The sequence below is a fragment of the Aliikangiella marina genome, assembly GCF_007004765.1.
In the GTDB taxonomy this organism is placed as follows: Bacteria; Pseudomonadota; Gammaproteobacteria; order Enterobacterales; family Kangiellaceae; genus Aliikangiella; species Aliikangiella marina.
Genome location: NZ_VIKR01000002.1, coordinates 354,130 through 374,284, shown reverse-complemented (window position 1 = coordinate 374,284; position 20,155 = coordinate 354,130). Strand labels below are relative to the sequence as shown.

Annotated in this window: 21 protein-coding genes; 8 read left to right on the top strand and 13 right to left on the bottom strand. The window is 43.7% G+C overall.

Translation table 11 applies throughout. The features are described 5' to 3' along the window. Positions 1-59: 59 nt before the first annotated feature. The 7 genes from FLL45_RS07935 to FLL45_RS07905 form a co-directional block, all read right to left on the bottom strand. Complete coding sequence (locus tag FLL45_RS07935; protein WP_142941499.1) at positions 60-428, bottom strand: cupin domain-containing protein; 369 nt, start codon at positions 426-428, stop codon at positions 60-62. Positions 429-478: 50 nt separating this feature from the next. Next, on the bottom strand, positions 479-1,384 hold the full coding sequence (gene gluQRS / locus FLL45_RS07930) for a tRNA glutamyl-Q(34) synthetase GluQRS (protein ID WP_142941498.1): 906 nt from the start codon (positions 1,382-1,384) through the stop codon (positions 479-481). Positions 1,385-1,455: 71 nt separating this feature from the next. Next, positions 1,456-1,911, bottom strand: coding sequence for an RNA polymerase-binding protein DksA (gene dksA, locus FLL45_RS07925; RefSeq protein WP_142941497.1), 456 nt, complete (start codon positions 1,909-1,911; stop codon positions 1,456-1,458). A gap of 158 nt (positions 1,912-2,069) precedes the next feature. Continuing rightward, positions 2,070-2,507 carry an HIT domain-containing protein gene (locus FLL45_RS07920; RefSeq protein ID WP_142941496.1) on the bottom strand — a complete coding sequence of 146 codons (438 nt, stop codon included), beginning with the start codon at positions 2,505-2,507 and terminating at the stop codon, positions 2,070-2,072. Between the two features lies 1 nt (position 2,508). Further along, the gene (mrcB, locus tag FLL45_RS07915) at positions 2,509-4,749 is read right to left on the bottom strand and encodes a penicillin-binding protein 1B (RefSeq protein ID WP_142941495.1); all 2,241 of its coding nucleotides are present in this window, start codon (positions 4,747-4,749) and stop codon (positions 2,509-2,511) included. Between the two features lie 5 nt (positions 4,750-4,754). Beyond that, entirely contained in the window at positions 4,755-5,558 is an 804-nt protein-coding gene (locus tag FLL45_RS07910; RefSeq protein ID WP_142941494.1) for a general secretion pathway protein GspB, read from the bottom strand. 17 nt (positions 5,559-5,575) lie between these two features. Next, positions 5,576-7,210, bottom strand: coding sequence for an ExeA family protein (locus FLL45_RS07905; RefSeq protein ID WP_142941493.1), 1,635 nt, complete (start codon positions 7,208-7,210; stop codon positions 5,576-5,578). A gap of 260 nt (positions 7,211-7,470) precedes the next feature. Here FLL45_RS07905 and FLL45_RS07900 point away from each other — a divergent pair, with 260 nt between their 5' ends. Together FLL45_RS07900 and FLL45_RS07895 are read left to right on the top strand one after the other, a co-directional pair. Beyond that, positions 7,471-7,827 carry a DUF4870 domain-containing protein gene (locus FLL45_RS07900; protein WP_142941492.1) on the top strand — a complete coding sequence of 119 codons (357 nt, stop codon included), beginning with the start codon at positions 7,471-7,473 and terminating at the stop codon, positions 7,825-7,827. Beyond that, complete coding sequence (locus FLL45_RS07895; protein WP_142941491.1) at positions 7,828-9,042, top strand: multifunctional CCA addition/repair protein; 1,215 nt, start codon at positions 7,828-7,830, stop codon at positions 9,040-9,042. Between the two features lie 95 nt (positions 9,043-9,137). Here the strand turns inward: FLL45_RS07895 and FLL45_RS07890 are convergent, their stop codons facing one another. The 3 genes from FLL45_RS07890 to FLL45_RS07880 form a co-directional block, all read right to left on the bottom strand. Then, the gene (locus tag FLL45_RS07890) at positions 9,138-9,941 is read right to left on the bottom strand and encodes an undecaprenyl-diphosphate phosphatase (RefSeq protein WP_142941490.1); all 804 of its coding nucleotides are present in this window, start codon (positions 9,939-9,941) and stop codon (positions 9,138-9,140) included. Positions 9,942-9,957: 16 nt separating this feature from the next. After that, the gene (locus FLL45_RS07885; RefSeq protein ID WP_142941489.1) at positions 9,958-10,224 is read right to left on the bottom strand and encodes a hypothetical protein; all 267 of its coding nucleotides are present in this window, start codon (positions 10,222-10,224) and stop codon (positions 9,958-9,960) included. A 150-nt stretch (positions 10,225-10,374) separates the two neighbouring features. After that, positions 10,375-11,532: a class I SAM-dependent methyltransferase gene (locus tag FLL45_RS07880; protein ID WP_142941488.1), complete on the bottom strand. Its 1,158-nt coding sequence runs from the start codon at positions 11,530-11,532 to the stop codon at positions 10,375-10,377. A 61-nt stretch (positions 11,533-11,593) separates the two neighbouring features. Here FLL45_RS07880 and FLL45_RS07875 point away from each other — a divergent pair, with 61 nt between their 5' ends. Continuing rightward, entirely contained in the window at positions 11,594-12,334 is a 741-nt protein-coding gene (locus tag FLL45_RS07875) for an SDR family oxidoreductase (protein ID WP_185964376.1), read from the top strand. A 9-nt stretch (positions 12,335-12,343) separates the two neighbouring features. Here FLL45_RS07875 and folK read toward each other — a convergent pair whose 3' ends face one another. Both folK and folB read right to left on the bottom strand, forming a co-directional pair. After that, entirely contained in the window at positions 12,344-12,826 is a 483-nt protein-coding gene (gene folK / locus FLL45_RS07870) for a 2-amino-4-hydroxy-6-hydroxymethyldihydropteridine diphosphokinase (protein ID WP_142941486.1), read from the bottom strand. Continuing rightward, positions 12,823-13,179, bottom strand: coding sequence for a dihydroneopterin aldolase (gene folB, locus FLL45_RS07865; protein WP_142941485.1), 357 nt, complete (start codon positions 13,177-13,179; stop codon positions 12,823-12,825). The genes folK and folB overlap by 4 nt, the downstream gene beginning before the upstream one ends. 116 nt (positions 13,180-13,295) lie before the next feature. On the opposite strand from folB, the gene plsY reads away from it, so the two are divergent. Continuing rightward, positions 13,296-13,910, top strand: a complete 615-nt coding sequence (plsY, locus tag FLL45_RS07860; RefSeq protein ID WP_185964375.1) for a glycerol-3-phosphate 1-O-acyltransferase PlsY — start codon at positions 13,296-13,298, stop codon at positions 13,908-13,910. Between the two features lie 38 nt (positions 13,911-13,948). Here the strand turns inward: plsY and tsaD are convergent, their stop codons facing one another. Continuing rightward, positions 13,949-14,977 carry a tRNA (adenosine(37)-N6)-threonylcarbamoyltransferase complex transferase subunit TsaD gene (gene tsaD / locus FLL45_RS07855; RefSeq protein WP_142942234.1) on the bottom strand — a complete coding sequence of 343 codons (1,029 nt, stop codon included), beginning with the start codon at positions 14,975-14,977 and terminating at the stop codon, positions 13,949-13,951. A 299-nt stretch (positions 14,978-15,276) separates the two neighbouring features. On the opposite strand from tsaD, the gene rpsU reads away from it, so the two are divergent. The 4 genes from rpsU to rpoD all read left to right on the top strand — a co-directional run bounded on the left by rpsU (position 15,277) and on the right by rpoD (position 20,099). Further along, entirely contained in the window at positions 15,277-15,492 is a 216-nt protein-coding gene (gene rpsU, locus FLL45_RS07850; protein WP_142941483.1) for a 30S ribosomal protein S21, read from the top strand. Positions 15,493-15,567: 75 nt separating this feature from the next. Next, entirely contained in the window at positions 15,568-16,014 is a 447-nt protein-coding gene (locus FLL45_RS07845) for a GatB/YqeY domain-containing protein (RefSeq protein ID WP_142941482.1), read from the top strand. A 171-nt stretch (positions 16,015-16,185) separates the two neighbouring features. Next, a complete protein-coding gene (gene dnaG, locus FLL45_RS07840; protein ID WP_142941481.1) occupies positions 16,186-18,033 on the top strand; it encodes a DNA primase in 1,848 nt (615 codons plus the stop codon). Positions 18,034-18,242: 209 nt separating this feature from the next. Further along, positions 18,243-20,099 carry an RNA polymerase sigma factor RpoD gene (rpoD, locus tag FLL45_RS07835; RefSeq protein WP_142941480.1) on the top strand — a complete coding sequence of 619 codons (1,857 nt, stop codon included), beginning with the start codon at positions 18,243-18,245 and terminating at the stop codon, positions 20,097-20,099. Positions 20,100-20,155 lie beyond the last annotated feature (56 nt).

The following is a 20,155-nucleotide window of genomic DNA, read 5'->3' as shown; positions in this document are numbered from 1 at the left end:
CCGATAGTTTGTCGCGCGTCTTAATGTTGCTCAAAAGAGCAAACATTTAATCTTTGTTGTTAAATCCAAACATCGCTTTCCGCGGTTAACGGGTCCGCTATTGCGTCACCAGTATTTACTACACCTTTTGGCTCAATAATTATCGCCTTCACTTCCTTTTCAGCAAAGGGCCTGTGTTCAACACCTTTTGGAACGATAAACATCTCTCCGGCATTTAGAAATACATGCCCATCTTTAAAATCGATCCTTAGCTGGCCCTCCAAAACAATAAAAGTTTCATCGGTATCTGAGTGACGATGCCAGACAAACTCACCTTTTAATTTAACCAACTTAAGCTGATAGTCATTCATTTCTGCGACAACTTTAGGGGACCAATACTCAGAAAACAGACTTAATTTTTCAGCGAAGTTTATCGCTTGGTATTTCATGTGATAGTTTCCTCTGTTAGGAACTCGACTTTAGCACAGCCAGTCTTTTTTTACGTTGTGATTTCACCACCGCGGTCAGTTGGATAGGCAATAGGCTGTTTGCTTATCTTATTTAGCTCAAAATTGCTTACAGCCCAATTTAACAATTCATCGGGTTTATCTATCTGATCGGTTTCTGGAGGCTTCTGTCCTAGATGAATGTAAGCCTTGAGAATCCACTCACAAGCCTTTGCCGGCTCCACGGCAGGAAAAAATTTGCTTTTACTGTATTTATGTCCTGACTCATCCGTGACTAGGGGAAGATGAAAGTAGCTAGGTGCCGACTTATCAAAACAATGATAGAGAAAATTTTGCCTGGGCGTTGAGTCAAGGATGTCGGCCCCTCTTACAATATGATTAATTCCAAAATCAATGTCATCGACCACCACCGCTAATTGGTAGGCAAAAAGACCATCGCGACGACGAACAACAAAATCCTGACAAAATACTTGTTGGTTGAATTCACAGTGACCGAAAATCTCGTCATTAAACTTAGCAAAGGTCGGGTCAAACTTTATCCTGATTGCACTATCTCCGATATCGATTAAATCGCGGTTACGACAATACTTATCATACACGCCATCATTGCGTTCGATGACAATTTTACGGCTGCAATCACATTGGTAGACTAATGACTTTGAATGAAGCAAATCCAAAGCCTGTTCATAGGCGGCGGTTCGCTGGCTCTGATAGGTCACAGGACCATCCCACTCGAACCCAAATGCTTCTAGCGTCGATAAAATATCTTGTGCCGCACCCGGCATCTCTCTTGGAGGGTCAATATCTTCTATCCGTAATAACCACTGTCCCTGTCTTTGACGCGCGATTAAATAGCTACCAAGGGCAGCAACTAAAGAGCCGAAATGCAAAGGACCTGAAGGCGTTGGTGCAAAACGCCCAACCCATTTTTGAGTCATAGCAATACCCTAAAACAAAACAAGCGCCCAATAGGCGCTTGTTAGAGAGATGCAAAAATTTTAAAAAGCCGTTATCTATTCAGATGCTTTTCTTTAATTTCATCAAGTGTCTTACAGTCGATGCAGAGTGTCGCGGTTGGTCGAGCCTCTAGGCGGCGAATTCCAATCTCGACACCGCAAGACTCACAATATCCATAGTCTTGTTCATCGATTGATGTGATTGACTTACCTATTTTCTTCAGAAGCTTACGCTCTCGGTCACGAGTTCGCAACTCGAGACTAAATTCTTCTTCTTGGCTAGCACGATCGACCGGATCAGGAAAATTAGCCGCTTCATCTTTCATGTGGCTAACAGTTCGATCAACTTCTTCCATTAATTGCTTCTTCCAGGCTTCTAGAATCGCTTTGAAATGCGCTTCCTGGTTTTCGTTCATGTACTCTTCGCCACGTTTCTCTTTGTAAGGGTCAATCCCTAGAGCACCAAGGGTAGTGGCTGTAGCAGCTTTTGCCGTTTTTTTAGCTGGCATTCGAATCTCCGCCGTTTAACTACTTGAAAACGTTAAAGTTTTCCCAAAAGTTCAATTTCTATACCGATTAAAATCAACCCAATTTAGGAGCTGACTTTTTATTCAGGCGCGGATATATATCATATACATCTGCCAAGAACAACGAATTTTAAATATTTTTAGGATTTTTTTTGAACCGTCAACGGCTCAAAATCCTGTAATCCTCGACCTAATTTTTCTTGGATTTGGAGGACTACCTCGAAATCATAAGCAACCATTGGAAGCTTACCCCAGATCGGTGATGGCCATAGGGGATCCGCTTTATAACGAACAATATGGTGCAAATGGAGTTGTGGAACAAGGTTTCCTATCGCAGCGACATTAAGCTTATCACCTTTGAATAGATTCATAACAGTTTCGGATAAATGGCTGGATTCTGACCACAATTGCTGCTGTGAATTCGAATCAAGTTGAAAAACTTCTGTGATGGCAACTTTCCTTGGTACCAAAATAAACCAAGGAAATTGACTATCGTTAATCAGGAGAAGCTGGCTCAACGAAAAATTGCCCAAAATATAACTATCTTTCGCTAATTGCGGATGTAAAGTAAATTCCATTTTATGGCTCACACGTTTTATATTCCGAAGGCAGTTGGTACGTATAAAATGGAATTAATACTTCATTCTTACACGCAGTAAAGGCTGAAAAAATTCCACTGGAACGATATCCCCATACCAAACCATCTGGCGCTCGAGTATCCACTGAACTCTCGTCAACTTGCAAGAATAAATCTTGCCAAACTTTGAGTGCTCCTGTTGCACCGGTGAGTCCACTCGGCTGATTATCGTCACGACCCACCCAAACGACCGCTAGCTTTTCGCCGCCAAAACCAGCGTACCAACTGTCGCGTAAATCATTGGTCGTACCGGTTTTTCCTGCAAACTGGGTCGACGGAAAGCTCGCGCCAATGGCTTTCGCGGTTCCTCTTTCTACGACTTGAGTTAATAAGTACTTTATTAAGAATATATTTTCCGCTTCAAAATGTTGCTGCGTTTTTCTTGGAAAGCGTTGTAGCAATTGTCCTTGGTGGTCTTGCACAGCAACAATTCCCGCGCTTCGAATACCAACACCATCATTAGCAATAACTTGATACAAGCGCGACACTTCGAGTGGCGACATTTCTTTAGCGCCAAGCGCAATAGACGGGAAAGCCGGTAACGATCGTTCAAACCCAGCATCAATGATAGTGTCGGCAACTTCATCAATGCCCACTGATAAAGCCAATCGAGCAGTCGCTAAATTATATGAATTTACCAGTCCTTCCATTAATGGTATTTCACCGTGATTTTTTCCATCATAATTTTTCGGCGTCCAGACACTACCATCGCTCCCCTGCAACGAAAATGGTGTATCTTCTATTGGGGTTAGCAGATTAAAATTATCGCTATTTTGGAGTGCTCGTAAATAAACAAAAGGTTTAATCACTGAGCCTGTCTGGCGATAGGCATCGATGGCACGATTGAATCCAACATAGTTTGCAGAACGATCGCCAACCATAGCGAGAATGTCTCCACTTTTTACATCGCTAACTATAACCGCACCTTGTAAAGTCCGCTTATCGATACCGCGATTAGCCTCAATTTTTGAGAGTCGAGTGGACAACGACTTTTCTGCTCGCGACTGTACCAACGGATCTAAACTAGTGAACAATCTCAGCCCCTGGGTATTCAACTCGCTGAGAGAATATTCTTGTCTCAATTCACGTTTAATAAATCCCATAAATGCGGGCACTTTACTCGTTCGCCCTCTTGGTTTTGCGACCACCATTAAGCTGCGCTTTGTCGCGTCCTCAAATGCTTCTTTAGTGATAAGGCCTTGCTCAAGCATGATCGACAAAACTAAATCGCGCCGTTGTTTCGCGCGTTCAGGATTTCGTCTAGGATTATAATATGAAGGGCCTTTAACCATACCTACCAATAGAGCGACCTGACTGAGATTAAGTTTAGTGATTGGCCGATCAAAATAAAACTCGCTGGCTCTGGCGAAACCGTAAATTCCCGTGGTTCGATTTTGACCTAAATAAACTTCATTAATATAGGCCTGTAATATGGCTTCCTTGTCGTAATGGAACTCCGTCAAAACAGCCATAATCGCTTCACGCATCTTTCGCCAAATAGTTCGCTCATTAGAAAGGAAGTGATTCTTCATCAACTGTTGAGTTAACGTTGACCCGCCTTGACGAACCTCACCGGCACTAACATTACTCCACAGGGCTCGCGCAATGCCTTTAAAAGAGATTCCCATATGGTTGTAAAAGTCTCGATCTTCCGTTATCAAAAGCGCAGCGATAAAATTCTCAGGGAGTTGTTCCAGCGAAATTAACTGTCGGTCCTCATTGTTACCGGTATTAATATTACCGAGTAACAAAGGATCGAGCCGCATAAAGTTGACGCCTTTTTGCGAGGCAAAATCTTTTAACGTGACGACTTTGTCTTGCTCGATCGTTAATTCAATGACGTGAGCATCTTGTTGCCCATCCCAGAATTGGAAACGACGGGTGTTAATCACTAAAGTATTTCCGTAGCGCTCAAATTCACCTTGATTGTTGGCCTTTATTGTTTGCCGATAGCCGAGCAAATCAAGTTCAGCTAACAAGTCTTTCAAAGACAAACTTTGCCCGAGAGAGAATGCTAGTGGTCGTGCATAAACCTTAGCAGGAATACTCCACGCTTGTTGATCAAATTCGTCTCTAACTTGTGAGTCAAGGTAGATCACCAAGAATAATAAAAGAACAAAGCCGATCGCGAGCAGTCGAAAAAAAAAGGCTTTAAATTTTTGCCAGAAAGAATGCTTAGTCATAAATTTTACTGATTGGGTAAACTCACTTTTTGGCCTTTAAACTCAATCACGATAGCTTCTTTAGAAATATCTCTGAGAATCAAGTTAGGTGCGATTACTTGATTTATTTTATAAAAATTCCCGTCGAGAATCACAAAGCTATTTTCGGGATTTTCCGAAACCACAAACGAGTTAATTTCGATATTCGGAAACTGCTGACGCATCTCGGCAGATAACGCTTCCAAAGTAAGGGGAGCGCCCTCGCTACCAGCCTCAACACTGTTGCTCGCCGGCGTGTTAGCTCGTTCGGACGATTCAGAAGTCTGAGCACTAACGATAGCAGGCTCGCTTGAGTGGCTATCAAATGTATTCGCAGAGTCAACTACAGGAGTGTTTAGTGGCACTTGAGACTGTTGTTGTCGTTTTTGCGGCTTATAAACTTTTTTAGAAGATGGGTCATTATCGGTCCTAGCGACTGTATTTGAGCCGACAGCGGTACTCGCTTGTTTTCCAGTCGAATTATCCGGATTTGGTGAAGTAGGCCTAACGGAGCCATCATTGACAGGTAGAACTTTGTCTGATGCATTGGTATCTACCGCGATGTTCAGAGCTTGTTGGTTATCTAAACCGTCAATATACCAATAGAAGACTCCCCAACTAATCAGCAAAAGGCAAGTTAGACTTATCGAAGCAACCTGCCAAATTTTGACTTTTCTTATTAGCCACTCATCACCCAATATGTCATCATCAAAATGACTGTCAGTTAAATCAGGAACTTGCTTATTTCTGTTTGCCTGTTGTTGACTGAGAGATTCCAAAAGAATTGACAAGTTATACTCCCTAAGTACTAATTAATAGAGTCGAGCAAAGGGATCCCTTGCAATGTTTCGGCGTTGATTTTGAGTATCGTGCGCATTCCGGCGATTCCGTCAGCGCGAATATTTTTTCGACTTTGAAACGCCTTTAACTGATTTTGCAGTTGAGCATCAAATGTATTTTGCACACTACCACTGGATTGCGATAATTCGATTAAGTTACTCGACAACCAAGCAACAACTTCACCGCTATCGCCTAACTTTACGTCACCGGTAAACCCCTCTGGCGCCTGCCACAGTGCGATGTATTCACCAGTCCAAACCGATGAAAGCTCATCCAGTTTAATTTGACTAATTTTATCACCAAATTGAACTGTCGCCTCAAGCCCCTTCAATTGTCTGAGTAACCCCCAAAATTCTCCTTGTAGTCCAGCGGAAAATTTAAGTAAAGCGGGGCGATTAAATTCTCGAAGTTGCTGCCAATTGCCAATAGTACGACTGCATTTTAACCCATAAGTTTCAGCATACTGACATGCTTCACCATGGCTAATTGCAGAGTATTCAATTTGCCACAGGTTGAATAAATGAGTAAAAGATCGTTGCCCATTGTAATCCCAGCTTTGATCTCCAATTAAGCGTTCAACCAGATTTACCGATCCCTGGCTCACACTGGAAGCCTTCGAATCGCTTTCTTTCGGTGCGGTTTTATTCGAGATTGATAAGCCAGCAGGTTGCTGACTGTCCCCACCTTGTTTCCCCATCCAGAATGCCGCAAAAGCAATCGCTAAAACGCCCACTGAAGCAGCAACCGGCTTTATCCACTGGGTCAAATCTATTTTATTACTCACTTGACTCACTGGCGTTCCCATTACTTCAATGACGGCTTCCGCGATAATTTTTTTATCCACGTTTTTCTTTTGCCGATTGGCTGCCGCCATTAAGGCTCGGTCGCAAATCGTATTGATTAAGCGTGGAATACCTTGCGTTTTTGCATGTAAATGCTCAACTGCTTGCCGTGAAAATAGCGCCCGTTGGCTACCAGCAATTCGCGTGCGATGAAGAATGTATGCGATGGTTTCTTTTAAATTGAGAGGCCGTAGGTGGTAGCGTGCAGTAATTCGCTGTGCCAATTGACGTAAATCACGTTGGGCCAATTTCTCCTGCAGCTCGGGTTGCCCAACCAAAATAACTTGCAACAACTTTTTTTGATTTGTCTCAAGGTTAGTGAGTAAGCGAATTTGCTCGAGCACTTCCGTCTCGATGTTTTGCGCTTCATCGATCATCACTACAACATTTAAATCTTGTTGATGGCAAGCTAATAAAAAAGTGGTCAGCTTATCCGTTAAAACTTTTAAGCTTTCGCAATTTTCTGGATACTCAATTTTAAACTCATCGCAAATAGTCGCTAGCAGCTCTCGACTGTTGAGCTTCGGATTTAGAACAAATGCTAAGCGAGTATCCTTAGGTAATTGCTGGAGAAGACAACGACAAACCGTCGTTTTACCCGTACCAACTTCACCAGTCAACAACACAAAACCGCCACCTTCTTGAATGCCGTAAGTTAAGTGCGTTAATGCTTCTCGATAGCGATTGCTCATAAACAAAAATCGCGGATCGGGCGAAATCGAAAATGGACGCTCTTTCAGTGAAAAATATTCTAAATACATGCTATTGACTGTAATTTAAATTTAAACTTGTCCCAAAGTTCACCGACCATGAGTGATGCGATCGGTCGCTAATATTATTTTAACGGCTTAAAGAATAAATAAGGTGCACAACCGTTGTTTAAATTAAGTTTAAATTTCACCGTTTTATTCAACCTGATATCATACCAGTTAACTGCAGGATATTTGCTAGAGTTTTTTAAAAAAGGTTATATTAACATCCTATTCCAGCGGATTAACGCTAAGTCACCCAAGGAGCTATGATGAGCGACAATTATAATCCAAGTCAAGAAGAAAGAAATATGGCCATGTTTTGCCATTTTGCCGCATTTGCAGGCTTTATAATCCCTTTTGGCAATGTCCTTGGACCGCTAATTATTTGGCTGTTAAAAAGAGACGATTCTGAGTACATCAATTATCACGGAAAAGAAGCGGTCAATTTTCAAATTACCATGTTAATTGCATTCATGATCTCGTTAATACTCATCGTCATTGTTATCGGCATCCCCTTGTTATTCGGCCTGGCGATTTTTCAGCTTGTAATGGTCATCATCGCGGGAATAAAAGCGAGTGAAGGTATTTACTATCGCTATCCTTTTAGTCTGAAACTCGTTAATTAAATGCAAATATTTTTAGTTGGCGGCGCGGTTCGCGACAAATTACTTAACTTTCCCGTGGTGGAGTATGACTGGGTCGTTGTAGGTGCAGCGCCCGACGAAATGCTTGAACGCGGTTTCAAGCAAGTAGGGAAAGATTTCCCTGTTTTTCTCCATCCCGAATCTGGGGATGAGTATGCATTGGCAAGAACCGAGCGGAAGTCGGGAAAAGGCTACTACGGCTTCGAAGTATTCGCCGACAAAGATGTCACTCTCGAAGACGACTTGGTTCGCAGAGACTTGACGATTAACGCTATTGCAATGACGGATGACGGTGAACTTATCGATCCATACAATGGTCAAGCCGATATTGAATCTAAAGTCCTGCGTCACATTTCGCCGGCCTTTGCAGAAGATCCATTAAGAGTCCTGCGAGTTGCTCGTTTTGCAGCAAGGTACGCCCACCTTGGCTTTACTATTGCCCCTGAAACATTGGAGCTGATGAAAAAGCTCTGCCAAACCGGCGAATTAAATCATTTAAGCGCGGAGCGCGTCTGGAAGGAAACTTACAGAGCCATTGGCGAAAATTCTCCCCAGGTTTACTTCGAGGTCCTCAAGGCCTGTGGTGGATTGCAATATTGGTTTGCTGAGTTGGATGTTTTATGGGGTATTCCCAACCCACCCAAATGGCATCCTGAAATCGATACAGGCATTCATACGATGATGGTGCTTGAGCAAGCAGCCAAACTGTCGACGAATCCTGTGGTTCGTTTTGCAGCGGTTTGTCACGATCTGGGTAAGGGAATAACCCCAACGGATCAATATCCCGCCCATCGCGGTCACGAAAAACATGGGATTCCGCTAGTGAAACGGCTTTGCACGAGACTCAAAGCGCCGACCGAATATTTACAACTGTCACTAATCGCTTGTGAATACCACCTACACATGCATCGGATTGAAGAATTAAAAGCGGCAACTATCGTTAAGTTACTCGAAAAAACCGATGCTTTTCGTAAGCCTGAGCGGTTTCAACAATACGTTCAAGTGTGTGAAGCCGACTTTAGAGGAAGAACAGGTTTTGAAAACAAAGCTTACCCGCAGCGCGAAATAATGCTCAGCGCGTTAGCAGCTTGCGCTGACATTAATCCGAAAACCTTCGTTGACAAAGGGCTCGTTGGCAAACAAATTGGCGAGGCTATTCATCAAGAGCGAGTTAACCGAGTTAAACAAATTATTTGAAACGATTCTTTTAGCGCGCTTTCTGTGCCAGAACTATCCCATTCTGGCAACTCGCTCACATTTTGGCCGACTGATTCACACATCATCAGACGAAATTAAAACATCATGACAATTAACACTAGTCCAAGTGCAAGGCGGTAATAAATAAACGGCTTAAAACCGATTTTATCAAGCAATATTAAAAAATAGTGAATACACGTTAGCGCAGCAATAGCGGAAACGGATGCACCTAATGCGATTAATTGCCAATCGACAGGTTGCTCGCTTGCACTTAATTCATAAGCCTTCAAACCACCCGGAAGTATTATTGCAGGAATTGAGAGTAAAAATGAAAAGCGCGCTGCAGCGGTTCTCGATAATCCCATTAACAAACCGGCAGTCATCGTAATTCCTGAGCGAGAGGTCCCTGGGATTAACGCCAAAGCCTGAGCACATCCGATAAAAATGATATCTTTCACACCTAAGCTGTGCTCGTCTCTCGCTTCAACCGCTTTGTTATCCGCCCACCAGAGTACCAACGCAAAAACAATTGTGGTCGTGGCGATAACTCCAGTTGATCGCAAATAGTCATCGACGATATTTAAACTACTGAAAAGGATCCCGACTAGACCGACAGGTATCGTTCCCCAGAGGACAGCCCACGCTAAACGGCCGTCTGCAGATTTACTTCCTTGAAACACCCATGCGAACCAAGCACGAATCATTGCAATAACTTCGTGGCGAAAATAAATTAATACAGCGACCAAAGAGCCGACATGAACAGCTACATCAAATGCCAACCCTTGTTCAACCCAACCCAATAATTGCGATGGCAAAATCAAATGAGCAGAACTAGAAATCGGTAAAAACTCTGTAAGCCCCTGCAAAATTGCGAGTAAAACTGCTTGTAACCAATCCATCGGAATTAATTGCCTTTTATTTGTTTAAATAGTAAAGGAGCGACAACACCATCAATTGTGCAAAGGTGAAAATCCAAAAATACAGACCACCGAGTAAAAATTTCCCCATAAAACTTTCGGCTTTCTTGTTGCGCGAACTGAGCACCCAGGCTGCAATGACGGATAGTGTCATAACAACAAAAAGATAGGATTTCCAAGGCGTTACTTGCGATGACGCCAAAACCACTGGGCTCAACACGCTCAAGATTAAACCTGTCAACAACACTAGGGTATTTCTTACCATTGAATTAATTGCCTCGATGCAACGACGCTTATCTTCGAATCAAAGGGTTATTTTAGAAGAGTCAGCTCTGAAACCGTTTATGTTAAATCAAATCCAAAATGGTGCAATCTGCCACGGCGATATTGTAGCTAAGTGGAAACAAAAGTCTATTTACAATCGATGTAAATGATCCTGAAAATCAAAGCCTGTCGCCAAACATGCTGGATTTTTGGCCAATTGTAAAACCTTAACGACTTCTCCCATTTGACCAGGCGTCATCAACATTTGGATTTGTTGACTCATTTTATAAGTTGATAACTGATTTTCTGAGGTTAAATCGTGCAATAGGTTACTTGCGAGTAAAAAACCTGCTTGGGTTGTAAAACCAGCCACTTGCAGTCCGCTGTCATGAGCAGACTGAGCTAATTGAGTGAAATCGACATGCGCGGTGATATCCTGTAACCCCACCCGCTCAAATGGTTCATCATTCATTTGATGTCGAGAGAAGCATTTTAATGTTCCCACTACTCTTTGCGGGTGGTAATACTCATTCTGAGGATAACCGTAATCGACTAATAAAATCACTCCGCTATTCAGGCAGTCAGCAATCGACTTGATCCACGCCCCGGCAATCGGTCGAATTTCGGTAACGTAACCTTCCGGGTACCTATCCTCATGTTTCAGAATCAAAGCGGGTAAGTTACGGGATTCAACTGGCTGCAATTCACACCACTCGAAACCTTCTTCACCGCAAATAACACCTTGGTAGTGCCACCCATTGGGCGTTTTCTTTATCCGTTCGACCGGCATAGCATCAATCACTTCATTAGCAAAAATAACACCGATGAAATCTTCAGGGAGTGCACTCAACCAATCAATTTCAACGTTGGGCAGGGTCGATAAGGGTGAGAGTTTTTCTCGCTGTACGCCTTGAAGTCGAGCACTTGGCTCGAGGATATGATATCTAACTCGTAGGGCTCTTGAAGCTAGTTCGCCCATTAAATCAAACGCAAAAGTCCCTTGGCCGGCGCCGATTTCCATTATATTAATCAACCCCAAACTCTGCTCAGCTAGCTCGGCTAATGATTCTGCGACAGCTTTCGCGAATAAATTGCTGATTTCAGGCGCAGTGACAAAATCCCCCTCTTCCCCAAAGGTTTGCAATACGTTCTGATAATAGCCAAGGTCAGGCTCATAGAGAGCTGAATGCATGAAATCTGCAAAGGAAATACTCCCGCCGGAGCGAGTAATTTTTTCAATAATCGATTCAACCAACTGAGTGTTGATGGCAATAGCTTGTTCTGAAAAATGTATTTTTGATTGGGTCATAGGTAAACTCAGACACTCATTTGTTTCGCTGACAATTCATTACTTGAGAAAATCTATTCCAATGTCACGACCAACGGTATTAATTACAGGCGGTTCTAAACGGATTGGCAAAGCAACCGCTATAGCATTTGCGAGCCGCGGATGTAATATTGCGCTCCACTACAACCACTCTCGCCAGTCAGCCGAACGAGTGCAGGAAGAAATTAGCCACAATTTTTCCGTTACTTGCACCATACACCAAGGTGAACTGAATAACTATCAACCTGCTACGGAAAAACTCATCAGCGAGTGCCTTAGTCAGCATGGCAGACTCGACTATTTGATCAACAATGCCTCAATATTTTATCCAACGCCCATGAGAGAAGCTAAACCTGCGCAACTCGATTCATTCTTAAAAGTGAATTGTTTAGCAGCGAAGCACCTAGCAGAGCTTGCATGGCCGAGTTTACAAAAAGCCCAAGGGGCGATAGTCAACTTAATTGATATTTATGCCGATGCAGGGCTAGCCGAGCATACTTTATATACCGCAAGCAAGGCTTGCTTAAAATCATTAACTCAAGAGCTAGCCTTGGTGATGGCACCTTGGATTAGAGTGAATGGCGTATCGCCGGGTGCCATTTTATGGCCAGAACAACAATCTCATGTAGGCGAAGAACAACTCAAAATCCTCGCTTCCACATCGCTCAAAAAACTTGGTACGGCTGAAGCAATTGCTGAAACAGTGGTGTTTCTGGCTATGCGTGCACACTATATTACAGGCTCTGTGATCAATGTAGATGGCGGTAGGCGCGACTTCATTTAAATGATCTCTTCACCCATTTTTATCCAAAGGTACGATCTTTTGTGAGTCTTTATTGAATGCTTGCCATTTTTGCGAATAAGTCTGATTGCTGCCAGGTACTTTTAAAAGCGGTCTCATTTCAGACAGAGGCCAGAGCACATAAGCATTCTCGAGAATTTCATCGCGCGGCAACACAATTGGTTTCTCACAAATCAGATCACCGTACAATAAAATGTCGATATCAATGGTTCGCGAGGAAAACTTTTCGCCGCCCCTAACACGCCCTAGTTGGTCTTCTAAATGCTTGATATCTTCGATGAGCTGTTCGAGTGGTGTCGAGGTCTCTATCTCTGCCACTAAATTTAAAAAGTTATCTCCAACAAACCCGACTGCCTCGCTTTCAAATGTTCGTGAAAATTGACTGCTGGGGTAATAAGTTTGGATGGCTTGCTTGGCAATGTTGATGTGGTGGTCCGCATCAATGTTACTGCCCACTCCAAGATAAACTATCAACCTCGTTGACCTCTCTCAATTTTCACCCCTACGCTTTGCGCAATACTCACAGCCCCCGGTTTGTTTAACTCAATCGATAACCATTTTACCGGAAAATCTCTTAACACCATTTCAGCAACTTTCTCAGCCACAGTCTCAACCAACTGATACTCACTGGCTTCAACAAAATCATGAATGGCATGCGAAATAGCTTTATAGTCAAGGGTATCATTCAATGCGTCACTGGCAGCGGCCTTTTTAATATCGGTGCCAAGCTGCAAATCAAATACGAGTTTTTGCTTGATTTCGCGCTCCCAGTCAAAAACACCGATCACGGTGCGAACTTCCAATTGTTTAATAAAAACAATATCCATAGATGAATCTCATAATTCGTGAATAAGCCAGATTCTATTTGCATATCGAATGATTTACAATCCAACTACGCAACGGTTCTCGTATACTGGTAAAACAACAGTTGATTTAATTTATAGTGGATATTCAATACGCTAGTCTTTTACTACTTGCTTATCTCAGTGGCTCGATATCTTCGGCGATTCTAATTTGCCAATTGATGACCTTGCCAGACCCACGGATCGTCGGTTCTGGCAACCCCGGTGCGACCAATGTTCACCGAATCGGTGGCAAACTTGCAGCGCTCGCGACTTTAATTGGTGACTTGTTGAAAACTGCGGTACCGATTGCCGTGGCGATATATCTCGATTATCCGCCTTTCTGGGTTGCTTGGGTAGGCGTATGCGCTTTGTTGGGACATTGTTTTCCAATTTACTATCGCTTCAAAGGCGGAAAAGGCGTTGCGAGTATGTTTGCCGTACTGGTGTTGGTAGGACCGAAGTTGTCTCCCTTGGCGATTGGCAGCTGGATTATCTTGGCATGGTCCTTTAAGCGTTCGTCGGTCGCATCGATCATCACCGCAGTTGTAGTTCCTAGTTTCGCCTATCAGTTTGCTAATGAGTTATTTATTCCTTTATCTGCGCTTTCCGCGATAGTCGTGCTAAGACATAGAAAAAACTTTGCCAATATCATTGCCGGCAAAGAGCCCATCATTGGTGTAAAAGCGGGTCCAAAGTCACCCGAAAATCATTGAAATTAAACCGCCCGCTTTGCTGCCTTAACAACACTCGTTTAATCTTGCGCTAAACTTTCAGACAGCGGCCACCGAGGACTGACAGCGATTTCATGGTTGTTATCGGTTGAGTGTTCTGTTTGTTGCTTAAAATGACAAAATCCCGCGTAAGCGATCATTGCGCCGTTGTCAGTACAATACTCGTGCCGTGGATAAAAAACGGCTCCGCCAACTGAAGCCATCAACTCGGCTAACTTTTCACGAAGTACGAGATTCGCACTCACTCCTCCCGCAACGACTAACCGCTTGCTACCAGTTTGCTTTAGGGCCCGCTTACATTTAATCGCCAAAGTGTCTACAACGGCCTCTTGAAATGCTTGCGCGATGTTAGCTCGAGCTTGAGCGGTATCTTCGCTAGCAGCAATCCGATTAGCCGCAAACGTTTTCAATCCAGAAAAACTAAAGTCTAATCCAGGCCTATCGGTCATTGGCCTTGGAAACTTTGCCTCAGATCCATCGCCATCCTCAGCCAATTTTGCGAGGAGCGGTCCGCCAGGATAATCGAGTCCCATAATCTTTGCGGTTTTGTCAAAAGCTTCTCCAGCAGCATCGTCAATTGACTCACCAATAATTTCGTATCGCCCCAATCCTTGTACATCCACCAACATGGTATGCCCTCCGGAGACCAGCAGAGCCAAAAACGGGTACTCGGGCGCGTTTTCCTCTAGCATGGGTGCCAGCAAATGCCCTTCAAGATGATGCACGCCCATCGCCGGTAATTGCCACGCAAATGCGAGACTTTTAGCGACCGCGGCACCAACCAGCAAGGCGCCTATCAACCCTGGACCTTGGGTGTAAGCGATGGCGGTTAAGTCGGTCGGGGCTAAATTTGCCTGCTTGAGTGTCGCTTCAATCAAGGGAATGATTTTACGGACGTGATCCCGTGAAGCGAGTTCCGGCACTACCCCACCATACTCTTGATGTAATTTAACTTGTGAATAGAGCTGGTGCGCAGTTACCCCTTTCTTTTCTTCATAAATCGCGATTCCCGTCTCATCACAAGAGCTTTCGATACCTAGAATTCGAATCTCGGTCACTTTCTGAACCTATGCTTTAACTCATACAAATTTATTCAACTTGTTGATATTCTTGATTTTTTGAAAATCAACCCGTATTCTTTGGAGGAGATCATACAGAACAATCCAGATCCTGCCAAAAAATATCTTTTTTAGTTTTGCATTCCCCATAAAAAACCAGTAGAATCTGCGCCCTCGTCGGTTTTGACGAAATATTAACCGTAATTTTTGTAATAGCCCGATAAGGGCATAATTAACGCCCGAATCGTTGAAATATCTCGAAATCAGGGCTCAAAGCTAGGATTGAATAAATGCCAGCCGTAAAACTGAAAGAAAACGAACCTTTTGATATTGCTCTTCGTCGCTTCAAGCGTGCTTGTGAAAAAGCAGGTATTTTGTCTGAAGTTCGTCGTCGTGAGCACTATGAAAAGCCAACTGCAGTCCGTAAACGTAAAAAAGCTGCAGCGGTTAAGCGTTCTTTGAAAAAAGCTTCTCGCGATCAAATTAAGCGTAAACGCTTGTACTAAGTTTATCCTTCCTTTTCGAAGATAAACTTAAAAGCCGCTTAAAACAAAAACGATCAACAGAGTCTAGGCAGTCTTATGTCAGCTTTAATTACGCAAATAAAAGACGGTATGAAAGAAGCCATGCGCGCAAAACAAAAAGTGCGCTTGGCAACTATTCGTATGTTACTTGCTCAAATCAAGCAAGTAGAAGTCGACGAGCGTAAAGAGCTAACCGATACAGACGTTCTTGCCATTCTCGATAAAATGATCAAGCAGCGCAGAGACTCGATCTCGCAATTTGAATCAGCTGGACGCCAAGAATTGGCAGACAATGAAAAAGCTGAAATTGAAGCGCTGCAAGAATTTATGCCACAAGCCCTCAGCGAAGCAGAAATCGCAGCAATGATCACTAGCGCGATCGCCGAGTCAGGCGCGGAAACGATGCGTGATATGGGTAAAGTAATGGCGATTCTCAAGCCTCAAATGCAGGGCCGAGCGGACATGGGCGCAGTCAGCGGTCAAGTCAAAGCTCAACTCAACTAAAATTCTCTTCCGAGCAAAACCGCTCGCTGTTCAAAGCATCGTTCTCATCAGCCTGTTGGTTTGGGCTCTGAGTGCTTATTGATTTAAATTGGTGACTAAGACGATTTATCATTCACATTCTATTTATGATTGGGCAAAATAGCCCACTTGATGATTTTCATGTAGGCAGCGATGGCAGGACGAATACCACAGTCTTTTATTAACGAGCTTCTCGCTCGCTGTGATTTAGTTGAAATCATTGACCGACGAGTTTCCTTGAAAAAAGCCGGTCGAAACTATACTGCATGTTGTCCGTTCCACAATGAAAAGACCCCTTCATTTTCAGTGAACCCCGACAAACAGTTTTACTACTGTTTCGGATGTGGCGCGAGTGGCAATGCACTTACTTTTCTGATGGAGTATGAGGGCCAAGAATTCGTCGCTGCGATTGAAGATCTCGCCGCACAACAAGGCTTGGAAGTCCCCCGAGAGGCATATTCAGGCAGTCAACAGCAACAGCACAATGACTTGTTTCCTTTAATGGGAAAAGTCGCAAACCATTATCAGCAACAGCTCAAAAACCACCCGAAAGCCAAGAGAGCAATCGCTTATTTAAAAAATCGTGGGTTGAGCGGTGAAATCGCCAAGACTTATGGAATGGGTTTCGTTCCCGATGGCTGGCAAAATCTCATGCACTTAGACAGCGACAAAGAAAAGTTAACCAAAGATCTCGTTGCTACCGGTATGATGATTCAAAAAGATGATGGTCGAGCATATGACCGCTTTCGCGATCGGATAATGTTTCCAATCAGAAATCGCAGGGGCCAAGTGCTTGGCTTTGGCGGCAGAGTCATCGATAAAGGTGAACCGAAATACTTAAATTCTCCCGAAACCGATTTATTCCACAAGGGGCGCGAGCTCTACGGGTTATTCGAAATGCGCCGTCAAATGCGCAACATTGATCATGTGATTATTGTTGAAGGCTACATGGACGTCGTCGCGCTTGCTCAATTCGGGATTCAAAATGCAGCCGCAACTCTGGGTACTGCCACTACAAGTGAGCACTTACAGACTTTATTTAGAATATGTCCCAAGGTCGTCTTCTGTTTTGATGGCGATAAGGCAGGAAGAGCAGCCGCGGTTCGTGCACTAAAACATGCGCTGCCGCTAGTCAGAGAGACTCGCGAGGTACGCCTCATCTTTTTACCTGATGGGGAGGATCCGGATACTTTAGTCCGAAAGATCGGGGCCGATGCTTTTCGGCAACAAGTTGAAAATGCGACCACCTTGTTTGACTATCTAATTGAGTATTTAAAATCACAAGTGGATATGAATACTTTTGAGGGGCCAGCACGATTGGTTCACCTGGCGAAACCTTTCTACCAAGAAATAAAAGATGCCATTCTTGCGGCACGATTTTCAGCTAGACTTTGTGAATTATCAGGGTTAAACCAAGAGCAGCTTGCGAAAGTACTTGAAGAAACTAATGAAAATCAAAGTGTTAGTTCAAATTCACAACAACACCCTCGAGCTAATCAAGACCAGAAAACACACTCTGCAAACTATTCGCGTGCTCCAAACCAACAGTTTGGGAACCCACAGCCAGCCGACTCTGAGCAAGACTCTCAGCAACAAAGTCGTGCAACATTCAGGCGGGCAATCGCATTGCTGCTACAATTTCCTGACGCGATGCCCGCAGCCGATCTCAACTGGCTACAAGCCATTCAAGATCCCGGCGCTCAAATCTTATTCGAAATGTGCCAGCTGCTTGATAAACATGAGGATATGACTACGGCGATGTTAATTGAACATTGGCGAGATCGCCCCGAACACCCGCATCTTCAAAAGTTAGCTGTCAGCGAACTACACACCCACGCCGATAATGCACAAATTGAAGTGTGCGAGATAATCAAAAGACTCGAAAAAACCTATCTTTTAGAGCAGTGGGACGCACTTATTGAGAAATCTAAAACTCAGCTACTCGACGAATCGGAAAAAGCCACCTTAAAACAGCTGCAACAAGCGATCCACAAAAACTAAAATCACTATAAGTCTTTGATTTTTGAGTCTCAGTTGGCATTTTTAACCCTACCTTGATTTTTTTTCAGTTTATACCCAGATAGCGGTTAGTATTCTTGCTGATCACGGTCTAGACTGTGTATAATTGGCGGTTTCGTGTTCGCATTGTTGATGCATGGAAATTTCGACACTGAACTGAGTAATTTTTGTCCTTTTTAAGGTTATAGTGAATGGCAGACAATCCTAATCCGGCGACGGTATCACAGCAATCCCAGCTGAAATTATTGATTTCTCGCGGTAAAGAGCAAGGTTATTTAACCTATGCAGAAGTTAATGATCACCTTCCACCTGACATCGTCGATCCAGACCAGGTAGAAGACATCATCAGTATGATTAATGACATGGGTATTCAAGTGTTTGAAGCAGCACCTGAAGCCGATGCACTATTGATGAGCGACAACTCCGCTACCGATGAAGACGCTGCTGAAGAAGCAGCGGCAGCACTTGCAAGTGTTGATAGTGAATTTGGTCGAACTACAGACCCAGTGCGCATGTACATGCGAGAGATGGGTACTGTTGAGCTACTCACTCGAGAAGGCGAAATCGAGATCGCCCGCAGAATTGAAGACGGTATTCGCCAGGTTCTCGCCTCGATTGCTGAATATCCTGAAACGATTTCGACACTGCTTGATGAATATGACCGATATCAAGCTGGCGAAATCCGATTAACTGACATTATTACTGGTTTTGCTGACTCTGAAGACGAAGCGGCGATGGCAGCAAGTCATGTTGGCTCAGAAGTGCCACAAGAAGAACTTGCAGACGAAGACGCCGATGTCGATAGTGATGACGACGATGAAGAAGAAGGCAACGTCGGTCCCGATCCAGAAGTCGCAGCGGAACTCTTTGCAAACTTAAGAAAAAGCTTCGAAAAATCAATCAGTGCGATTTCGAAATACGGCAGAAATCACAAAACAGCGGTTAAGCATATTGAAGCGATGAAAGAAGCATTTCTTCAATTTAGATTACTACCGAAAATGTTTGATCGCTTGTCTGAGAGAATGCGTTCTCGCATGGCTACTCTCCGCACGCAAGAACGCTTAATCATGAAGCTGGCTACAGAAAGTGCAAAAATGCCGCGCAAGGAATTCATTCGCACTTTCCCTGGAAGTGAAACGAATACTAAGTGGATTGATTCGATTCTCGCTAAAGAGCCAGAATATACTGAACGCTTGGAAGAAGTTGCTGAAGACATCATTCGTTGTCAAAACAAAATGCTCAAAGTTGAGCAAGACAGTAACTTAACTATCGCAGAAGTCAAAGAAACCAACCGCAGAATGTCAATTGGTGAAGCGAAAGCCCGTAGAGCCAAAAAAGAAATGGTTGAAGCCAATTTAAGGCTGGTTATTTCGATTGCTAAAAAATATACCAACCGTGGATTACAATTTCTTGACCTTATTCAGGAAGGTAACATTGGTTTGATGAAAGCCGTCGATAAGTTCGAATATCGCCGCGGCTATAAATTCTCTACCTACGCGACTTGGTGGATTCGTCAGGCGATCACGCGCTCCATCGCTGATCAAGCCAGAACGATTCGTATTCCGGTTCATATGATAGAGACTATCAACAAACTAAATCGTATTTCGCGCCAAATGCTCCAGGAAATGGGTAGAGAACCACAACCAGAAGAACTGGCTGAACGCATGGATATGCCTGAAGACAAGATCCGTAAAGTTCTCAAAATCGCGAAAGAGCCGATTTCAATGGAAACACCGATTGGCGATGATGAAGATTCACATCTTGGCGACTTTATCGAAGATGCGAATCAAGATTCTCCTATTGATTCAGCAACTTCAGAAAGCCTTCGAGAAGCGACCAAAACAGTTCTCGCCGGTTTGACTGCGCGCGAAGCTAAAGTACTCAGAATGCGTTTTGGAATCGACATGAATACCGATCATACACTTGAAGAAGTCGGTAAGCAGTTTGATGTTACTCGAGAGCGTATCAGACAGATTGAAGCCAAAGCTCTCAGAAAGCTGCGGCATCCAACGCGCTCCGATCGACTCAGAAGTTTCTTGGACGAGTAATATTATAAAAAGAGCCTTTTTAGGCTCTTTTTTTTATTTCAAAATTTCATGGTTTC